Origin of the sequence: Mangrovicoccus algicola (assembly GCF_014903745.1) — a bacterium.
Lineage (GTDB): Bacteria > Pseudomonadota > Alphaproteobacteria > Rhodobacterales > Rhodobacteraceae > Mangrovicoccus > Mangrovicoccus algicola.
Window position 1 is genome coordinate 1 of sequence record NZ_JACVXA010000104.1, and the last position, 8,831, is coordinate 8,831.

The 8,831-nt window shown below is 72.0% G+C and carries 10 protein-coding genes; 3 read left to right on the forward strand and 7 right to left on the reverse strand.

Annotated features, from left to right (window positions below; genetic code table 11):
• Positions 1–257: 257 nt before the first annotated feature.
• A complete protein-coding gene (locus ICN82_RS20260; protein WP_193186892.1) occupies positions 258–683 on the forward strand; it encodes an Lrp/AsnC family transcriptional regulator in 426 nt (141 codons plus the stop codon).
• Between the two features lie 8 nt (positions 684–691).
• Here ICN82_RS20260 and ICN82_RS20265 read toward each other — a convergent pair whose 3' ends face one another.
• From ICN82_RS20265 to pdxA, 7 genes are all read right to left on the reverse strand, one after another.
• Positions 692–1,387, reverse strand: a complete 696-nt coding sequence (locus tag ICN82_RS20265; RefSeq protein WP_193186895.1) for an ABC transporter permease — start codon at positions 1,385–1,387, stop codon at positions 692–694.
• Complete coding sequence (locus ICN82_RS20270) at positions 1,387–2,067, reverse strand: ABC transporter permease (protein WP_193186897.1); 681 nt, start codon at positions 2,065–2,067, stop codon at positions 1,387–1,389. The genes ICN82_RS20265 and ICN82_RS20270 overlap by 1 nt, the downstream gene beginning before the upstream one ends.
• A gap of 25 nt (positions 2,068–2,092) precedes the next feature.
• Positions 2,093–2,857, reverse strand: a complete 765-nt coding sequence (locus tag ICN82_RS20275) for a transporter substrate-binding domain-containing protein (RefSeq protein ID WP_193186900.1) — start codon at positions 2,855–2,857, stop codon at positions 2,093–2,095.
• 59 nt (positions 2,858–2,916) lie between these two features.
• Positions 2,917–3,708: an ABC transporter ATP-binding protein gene (locus ICN82_RS20280; RefSeq protein ID WP_330999040.1), complete on the reverse strand. Its 792-nt coding sequence runs from the start codon at positions 3,706–3,708 to the stop codon at positions 2,917–2,919.
• A gap of 167 nt (positions 3,709–3,875) precedes the next feature.
• Positions 3,876–5,054 (reverse strand): sialidase family protein, encoded by a 1,179-nt coding sequence (locus tag ICN82_RS20285; protein WP_193186902.1) that lies wholly within the window; start codon positions 5,052–5,054, stop codon positions 3,876–3,878.
• Positions 5,055–5,072: 18 nt separating this feature from the next.
• Positions 5,073–5,942, reverse strand: coding sequence for a DMT family transporter (locus ICN82_RS20290; protein ID WP_193186905.1), 870 nt, complete (start codon positions 5,940–5,942; stop codon positions 5,073–5,075).
• 25 nt (positions 5,943–5,967) lie between these two features.
• The gene (gene pdxA / locus ICN82_RS20295) at positions 5,968–6,987 is read right to left on the reverse strand and encodes a 4-hydroxythreonine-4-phosphate dehydrogenase PdxA (RefSeq protein ID WP_226898641.1); all 1,020 of its coding nucleotides are present in this window, start codon (positions 6,985–6,987) and stop codon (positions 5,968–5,970) included.
• A 236-nt stretch (positions 6,988–7,223) separates the two neighbouring features.
• Between pdxA and ICN82_RS20300 the strand changes: the two genes are divergently transcribed.
• Complete coding sequence (locus ICN82_RS20300) at positions 7,224–8,360, forward strand: iron-containing alcohol dehydrogenase family protein (protein ID WP_193186908.1); 1,137 nt, start codon at positions 7,224–7,226, stop codon at positions 8,358–8,360.
• Positions 8,361–8,364: 4 nt separating this feature from the next.
• The coding region (locus ICN82_RS20305) for a four-carbon acid sugar kinase family protein (protein WP_226898642.1) at positions 8,365–8,831 on the forward strand (467 nt) is incomplete at its 3' end.

An 8,831-nucleotide genomic window follows, 5' to 3' on the forward strand; every position in this document is an offset into this window, starting at 1 on the left:
CAGGCCCCGGCGGCGGCCAGCATCTCCGCCAGCCCGGCCCGGCGCAGCGCGCCCGGCCCGTCTTCGCAGCCGGGCAGGCCCGCGCCGGTTCCGATCGGCGCTCCGAGAAGGCAGCAGGTGGTCATGGGCATCCTTCCGTCCCCTGTTCCGTGTCGCCTTCAGTCTGGCCCGGGGCGTGTTCATTTCGCGCAGGCACCTTGAACGGAAGTCGGGAAATGTCCTACACTATGACGATCATATTGCGCAGGATGACCGGAATGCCCCTGATCGATGACACCGACCGGCAGATCCTGGCCCTGCTGACCGAGAATGCGCGCCTGCCGGTGAAGGGGCTGGCCGACCGGCTGGGGCTGAGCCGCACGACCGTGACCGCAAGGCTGGACCGGCTGGTGGGGCAGGGGGTGATCCGCAAGTTCACCATCCTGACCGACACCGCCGAGAGCGCGCCGGTGCGCGCGATGATGATGGTGGAGCTGCAGGGCAGCCTGTCGCGCGCGGTGATCCGGCGGATGCGCGCCATGCCCGAGATCGCGTCCCTGCATTCGACCAACGGCGCCTGGGACCTGGTGGCCGAGATCCGCGCCGCCGACCTGCGCGATTTCGACCGGGTCCTGCGCCTGATCCGCGAGATCCCGGGCGTGCTGAACAGCGAGACGAGCCTGCTGCTGGATTCCGTGCTCTGAGCCGGGACTCAGCGCGCGTCGGTCATGTAGCGGGTGAACCGGGCCTCCAGCCGCGCGAAGAGGCGGGTGATCGCCAGGGTCAGCAGGTAGTAGATCGCCCCGGCCAGCAGGAAGACCTGGATCGGCTGATAGGTGTCCGAGGCGGCCAGCCGCGCCATGCCGGTCAGTTCAAGCAGCGTGATGGTGGAGGCCAGCGAGGTCCCCTTCATCAGGATCACCACCTCGTTGGAATAGGCCGGCAGGCAGATCGAGAAGGCGCGCGGCAGGATCACCAGCCGGTAGGCCTGCGCCCGGGTCATGCCGCAGGCGCGCGCGGCCTCCACCTCGCCCTTCGGGACGGCCAGGATGCCGCCGCGGACGATCTCGCCGGAATAGGCGGCGGTGTTCAGCACGAAGGTGATCAGCGCGCAGACCCAGGCCTCGCGCAGCACCGGCCACAGGACCGATCCGCGGATCGCCTCGAACTGGCCCAGCCCGTAATAGACCAGGAAGATCTGCACCAGCATCGGCGTGCCGCGGAAGAACAGCGAATACCCTGCCGCCGCGCCGGACAGGGCCCGGTTCGCCGAGAGCCGCGCGATGGCCAGCGGCACCGCCAGCGCCAGCCCCAGCACCGAGGAGAGCACCACGAGCTGGACCGTCAGCCAGGTGCCCGCGAGGAAATCGCGCCAGTATTCCGTCGCCAGATCGGCCAGGACCTGCATCAGCCCGCCTCCGCCATGCCGCGCCCGGCGCGTTTCTCGGCCCGCGCGATGACCGCCATGGAGATCAGCGTGATGACCAGGAACATCAGCGCCGCGACCAGGTAGAAGGTGAAGGGTTCGCGCGTCGATTGCGCCGCCTGCTGGGATTTGCGCATCACGTCCTCCAGCCCGATGATGGAGACCAGAGCCGTGTCCTTGACCGCGCCCTGCCACAGGTTGCCCAGCCCGGGAATGGCGATGCGCCAGATCTGCGGCAGCTGGATGTGGCGGAAGCATTGCCAGCGGCTGAACCCGTAGGCGCGCCCGGCCTCGACCTGGCCCTTCGGCACCGACAGGAAGGCGGCGCGGAAGGTCTCGGAGGCATAGGCGCCGAAGATCAGCCCCAGCGCCAGGAGCCCGGCCAGGAAGGGGCTGACCTCGGGGGCGCCCGGCCCGAAGACCTGCGCCAGAACCTGCGTGCCGCCGAAATAGATCACCAGCAGCACCAGGAATTCGGGGATCCCGCGCAGGAAGTCGGTCGCCCAGAAGGCGGGGCGCGCCAGCCAGCCCCGCCCCGAGATCTTGGCCAGCGCCAGACCCAGCCCCAGCACCAGCCCCAGCACGGCGGTAGAGACCGCCAGCTTCAGCGTCACCGCCAGCCCCTGCAGCAGAAGCGGCAGATAGTCGATCACCGGCTGCATCGCCGCCCCTCCGCCCGTGGCGCCGTTACTTCGGCGCGATGTCCGAACTCATGTAGCGCGCGTTGATCTCGGCATATTCGCCCGAGGCGATGATCGCCGCCAGCGCCGCGTCGAACCGGGCCTTCAGCTCCTCCTCGCCCTTGCGCAGGCCGATCCCCGCCCCTTCGCCCAGGATCGGGTCGGTCACCGGCTCGCCCACCTGGGCAAAGCCCGCCCCGTCCTCGGAGGCCAGGAATTCCTCGATCACCACGGAATCGGCGAAGACCAGGTCGACCCGCCCCGAGACCAGGTCCAGCGTCGCGGCATCGAGCGTGTCGTAGAACTGCACCCGCGCGCCGGGCAGCCTGGCCTCGACGTAATCGGCCATGGTGCTGCCGCGCTGGACGCCGATGAACTTGCGCTTCAGGCTCTCGGGGGTCAGGTCCAGATCGGCGCCCTCGGGGCCGATGAACAGGCCGGGCGTCACGTAATAGGGCCCGGCGAAATCGATCGCCTCCAGCCGGTCTTCGGTAATGAACATCGAGGCGATGATCGCATCCACCTTGCCCGCGTTCAGCGCCGGGATCAGCCCGTCATAGGCCTGGTCGGAGATCTCGCAGGTCACGCCCATCTCGGTGCACAGCGCGCGGGCGATGTCGATGTCGAACCCGGTCAGCTCGCCCGAGGGCAGCACCCAGGCGAAGGGGCGATAGGCGGCCTCGGTGCCGATCACCAGGCTGTCCTGCGCCATGGCGGGCAGGGCGGCGGTGGCGGCCAGGAAGGCGGCGGCAAGGCGGAGGGGGCGGAACATGGCTGTCGTCCTTGTCTTGATGCGGTGTGGCGGGGGACGGGCCGGCCCGTCCCGGGGGATCATTTCAGGCTGCCCGACAGGAATTGCCGGAAGCGCTCGGAGCGGGGCTCGGCCAGGACCTCGCGCGGGGGGCCTTCCTCCTCGACCCGGCCGTCATGCAGGAACATCACCCGGTCGGCCGCCTCGCGGGCAAAGCCGATCTCGTGGGTGACGACCAGCATGGTGCGGCCTTCCTCGGCGAGGCCGCGCATCACGCGCAGCACCTCGTTGACCAGCTCGGGATCCAGCGCCGAGGTCGGTTCGTCGAACAGCATCACCTCGGGGTCCATGGCCAGGGCGCGGGCGATGGCGACGCGCTGCTGCTGGCCGCCCGAAAGCTGCGAGGGATAGTGTCCGCGCTTGTCGGCGACGCCCACCTTGGCCAGCATCGCCTCGGCCTTCTCGACGGCCTCCTCGCGGCTGCGGCCCAGCACGTGGATCTGCGCGGCGGTGACATTCTGCAGCACGCTCATGTGCTGCCACAGGTTGAACTGCTGGAACACCATGGCCAGCCGCGCGCGGATGCGGTCGACCTGGCGCGGATCGGCGGGGGCGGGGCGGCCGCGCCGGGTGGTCATGCCGATCAGTTCGCCCCTGATGCGCAGCTCGCCCGCGCTGGGGGTCTCCAGCAGGTTGATGCAGCGCAGGAAGGTGGATTTCCCCGAGCCCGAGGAGCCGAGGATCGCCACCACGTCGTGATCGCGCGCCTCAAGCGACACGCCGCGCAGCACCTCCTGGGTGCCATAGGTCTTGCGCAGGCCGCTGACCTCCAGCGCCGGCTGCGCGCCGCGCGAATTGCCTGTCGTCGTCAACGTCCCAAACCCCGTCTCGCCCCGGTCGGTCGCGGGCCCTGCCCGTCGCGGCTTACCCTGCCCGGACTGGCCCCGGGGTGCAAGGGGGCAGTTGCGCCGCGACAGGCATTTCCTGTGGCTGACGGCCCGTCAAGCCCCTTGCGGTCCCGTCCCGGCGGGCGGCAGGATCATGCGCGCGGCAGCTGCGCGCGCCAGCCGGGGGCCAGCCGCAGATGGCGGATCGCCCGGCGATGCAGGGTATAGCACAGATGCAGCGCCCCATCCCCGGTCTCCAGGAGCCAGGGATAGGACAGCTCGCGGTTGCGCCCGTCCAGCGAGTTGTTGCTCAGGCAGGTGCCGGGCCCGTCGGCCACCAGGAAACGCTCCGGGAAACTGGCCCCCTCGTCGCGCGACAGGGCCAGCACCAGCGGCGCGCGCTCTACCCCCCAGACCGGCACGCAGCCCCCGGCCGTGTCGGCATCGGGGCGGGCATCCGTGCCGCCCAGCTCGTCATAGAGCGAGGCGCGGCGGCTTTGCGACATGGCGGCATTCACCGGGTTGCACAGAACCGCGACCTCGCCCTCCGCCAGCCGGATCGCCGCCAGCGAGGAATTGTTGTTGAGCAGGTCCGTCGGGTGCGGCGCCGACCAGCCGCGCCCGTCCGCCGTGCCCTCGGCGCGGAAGACGTGATCGGCCTGGCGGCGGCGGAAGAAGGCGACAAGCCCCGCCGCCCCGGGCAGGGGGCAGGGATGCACGCAGCCGGTGGAGCCCTCCATGGGCCGCAATTCCCAGCTTTGCCCCTCGTCGCGGCTGATCGCCATGGCCGAGATGTCGTGGCTGCCGGTCCAGCGATGCCCTTGCTGCGGCACGCACAGGAACAGCGGCAGCAGCCAGCCGCCATCGGGCAGTACCCGCAGCGGCGCGCGGGTGAAGGCCCCCCGCGGCAGGTCCAGGAACCGTCCCGGCGCGGCGCGGATATCCGTGCCCTCGATGCTCAGCTGCGCCATGCGGATGCGGCAGCCGTCCTGGTCGCCGGCCTCCTGCGCGGTGTGGAACAGCCAGACCCGCCCGTCCGGCGCGGCGAAGATCACCGGGTTCTGCTCGGACCGGCCGGGATCATGGCTGAGCGTCGCGACCGGGCCCCATTGCGCGGCCCCCGGCAGCAGCAGGCTGGCGCGGATGCAGATGTCGGACTTCCCCTCCAGCGAGCCGCCGAACCAGGCGCAGATCACCGCGCCGCCGGGCAGTTCGGCCAGGAAACCGGCATGGTTCTGCACCGCCGGCGAGGGCAGCAGCGCCGCCTCGATCCCCGCGCCCTCGGGGGCGAGCCTGCCGGTCATCCCGGCGGCGATTTCCTCTGGCGTCATCGCGTCCTCCATGTCGCGTTACCGGATGGGGGCGGCCGGGCGCCGCGCCGAAAGCGACAAGAGCGACACCGCCACCAGGATCATCGCGCCGCCGCCCAGCGTCGCCAGCGGCGGCATCTCGGCAAAGACCAGCCAGGCCGCGATGGCCACCAGCGGCAGGCGCAGGAAATCGACCGGCGCCACCAGCGAGGCATCGGCCAGCTGCAGCGCGCGGGTGACGCCCAGCTGGCAGCCCGTGCCGATCGCCCCCTGCAGCGCCAGCAGCCCCCATTGCCCGGGATCGGGCCAGACCCAGACCATCGCGGCCGGGATCGCGGCCAAGGGCAGCGACAGGATCAGGTTCCAGCCCACCAGCGCGATCGCCCCCTCGGCGCGGCCCATCGCCTTCAGCATCAGCTGGATCGTCGCGGTCAGGATCGCCGAGCCGAGCGCCAGCATCAGCGCCGCCCCCTGCGCCCCGCCCGCTGCAGGCCCCAGGATCACCAGGATGCCGAGAAACCCGGTGATCAGCCCGCCGATCCGCAAGGGGCCCGGCATCTCGCCCAGCACCGCCCAGGCCCCCAGCGCCACGAAAAGCGGCGAGGCGAAGCCGATCGCCGTCACCGAGGCCAAGGGCGCGCGCTGCATCGCCGCGAAGAGCAGCACCAGCGACAGCAGCTTCAGCCCGGCGCGGATCAGGTGGCTCCAGCGCGCGCGGGTGGCGAGGCGCGCGGGGCGGGCGATCAGCCAGGGCGCCAGCGCGGCAAGACCGAAAAGCACACGGGTGAAGCCGATCTGGAAGGCCGGGATCTCGCCGGCCAGCATCCGCACGATCACCGACTCGGCGGCGAAGCCCAGCGTCACCAGGGCCATCACCGCGATGCCGAGCGCGGCATTGCCCGGGATCACGACATGCCGCCCGGGCCGGGACGGCTCATGCCGCCGCCGCCTGCCGCGTGGCGGCCAGCCGCCCGGCATAGTCCAGCGCCGCCAGCATGTTGACGTGATCCGCCGTGCCGGTCCCCGCGATGTCGAAGGCGGTGCCGTGATCGACCGAGCAGCGGTCGACCGGCAGGCCCAGCGAGACATTCACCGCGCTGTCGAAGGCGATCAGCTTGATCGGGATATGCCCCTGGTCGTGATACTGCGCGATCACCAGGTCGAAGGCGCCGCGATGCGCGCGGTAATAGACCGTGTCGGCGGGCACCGGCCCGGTCGCGTCGATCCCCTCGGCGCGGGCGGCGGCGACGGCGGGGGCGATGCAGGCGTCATCCTCGGTGCCGAACAGCCCGCCCTCGCCGCAATGAGGGTTCAGCCCGGCGACGGCGATGCGCGGGGCCGCGACCCCCATGCGGCGGAAATGCCGGTGCCCCGTGCGGATCGTCTCCAGCACCCGCTCGGTCGTGGCGCGGGCGATGGCCTGGGACAGGCTGACATGGGTGGAGACATGCAGCACGTTCAGCGTCGGCGAGGCCAGCAGCATCCAGGCGCCGCGCCGGCCGGTCAGATGCGCCAGCAGCCCGGTATGCCCGTCATGGTGATGTCCCGCCGCGTTCAGCGCCGCCTTGTTGATCGGCGCGGTGACGATGGCCGCGGCCTGTCCCGCCATGGCCAGCGCGACCGCCTTCTCGATATAGCGATAGGCCGCCTCGCCGCAGGCGGGCGACATCACGCCGAAGCCTGCGGGCAGATCGGGCACCTCCACCGGGATCACAGCCGCGGCGCCCGCCGCCGCCTGCGCCCCCGGCAGCGCCAGCGGCAGGACCACGCCGGTCGCCGCGATGGCCCGTTCCAGCACGCCGGGATCGCCGATCACCGCGTATCGCGCGCGTTCGGGCACGGGCAGCGCGGCCAGGGCCTTGACCGTCACCTCGGCCCCCACCCCCGCGGGATCCCCCATGGTGATGACGATCGGGGCACCGTTTCCCGGCCCCGGCTGCAGCGGTTCAGTCATGCGGTCTTCCCCCGTTCCCTGCCGCGGAGCATCGGTGATGGATGACAACATGTCAACAGGGCCGGACGCGGCGCGATCGCCCGACGCGGCGCGGAATGGCCTTCATGCGTTGCCTTGCGGGCATGGCGCGCAGGCGACATGACCGCACCCGGCCCGCGCCGCGTCACCTGTTGAATTACCAATTGACAAATTTGTCCGGTCCGCCCAGCCTTGCCCGGCACAGCGAGGGGAGCGCCATGCACGTCCTGACCGATCCGATCGAGATCCAGCAGCCGCCGGTGCTGCATTTCGGCGATGGCACGCTGGCGCGGCTGGCGCCCTGGGTGGCGGCGCAGGGCCATCGCCGCCCCTTCGTCGTGACCGGCCCGGGCAATGCCGCGCGGCTGGATCTGCTGGGGCTCGGCACCCCGGCCTGTTTCGCCGGAGCAGCGCCGGAGCCGGAACTGCACGATCTTGCCGCGGCGGTGCGCGCCGCCGAAGCCGCAGAGGCGGATCTGGTGATCGGCTATGGCGGCGGGTCGGCCATGGACCTGGCCAAGCTGGTGGCGGTCATGGCCGGGCAGGGGCTGGAGCTGGACCGGATCAGCGGACCGGGCCGGGCCCCGCCGCGGCGCGCCGGGCTGGTGCAGATCCCCACCACCGCCGGGACCGGATCGGAAACCGGCACGCGCGCGCTGGTCAGCGACCCGGCCACCCGCGCCAAGATCGCCACCGAAAGCCCGCATATGCTGGCGGACATGGCCATCGTCGATCCGCGCCTGACCCATTCGGTGCCGCCCGCGCTGACGGCCGCGACCGGTCTGGATGCGCTGGCCCATTGCGCCGAGGCGCTGACCTCGAAACGGGCGCATCCGCTGGTCGACACCCTGGCGCTGGAGGGGATCGCCCTGGCCGGGCGCTACCTGGCAAGGGCGGTGCGCGACGGCGCGGATGCCGAGGCGCGGGCGGGCATGGCGCTGGCCTCGCTGCGCGGCGGGCAATGCCTGGGGCCGGTCAACACCACGGCCGGCCATGCGCTGGCCTATCCCCTGGGGACGCGCGCTGGACTGCCGCACGGGCTGGCCAATGCGCTGATCTTCCCGCATGTCCTGGCCGCCAATGCCGCCGCCGCGCCGCAGAAGACCGCGCAGATCGCCGCCGCGCTGGGGCTGGCCGGGACGGGGCTGGCCGGGGCGGGCGACGGGCTTCGCGACGCGGCGGTCGCCTTCTGCCGCGGGCTGGGCATCGAGATGTCGCTGGGCGCCCATGGCGTGTCCCGCGACGCCCTGCCTCAGATGGCGCAGGAGGCCCATGCCATCCGGCGGCTGATGGACTGGAACCCGGTCGATCTGTCGGTTGCCGACATCCGGGCCATCTACGACGCCGCCTTCTGAGCCGATGCCCGCGCTGGTTCTCGTGGCCGATGACCTGACCGGCGCGCTGGACAGCGCCGTGGCCTTCGCCGCGCGCGGCATGTCCGTGACGGTCGCGCGCGGGGCGCCTGCGCTGGAGGCGGCGCTGGCGCGCGATCCGCAGGTTCTGGCCCTGTCGACGGGCACGCGCGAGATCCCCGCGGCACAGGCGCGGCGGATCCATGCGGCCCTGGCCCCGCGGCTGGCAGGGACCGGCGCCATCCTGGTCAAGAAGGTCGACAGCCGCCTGAAGGGCAATATCGCGGCAGAGCTGGACGGGCTGCTGGCGGGGGATCCACGCCCGGTCCTGGCGCTGCCCGCGCTGCCGCGGCTGGGCCGCATCGTGGCGGCGGGGCAGGTGACGGGCCACGGGGTGGCCATGCCGATCGCGGTTGCGCCGCGGCTGGGCCGCCCGGCGCGGATCCCCGATTGCCGCAGCGCCGCCGAGATGGC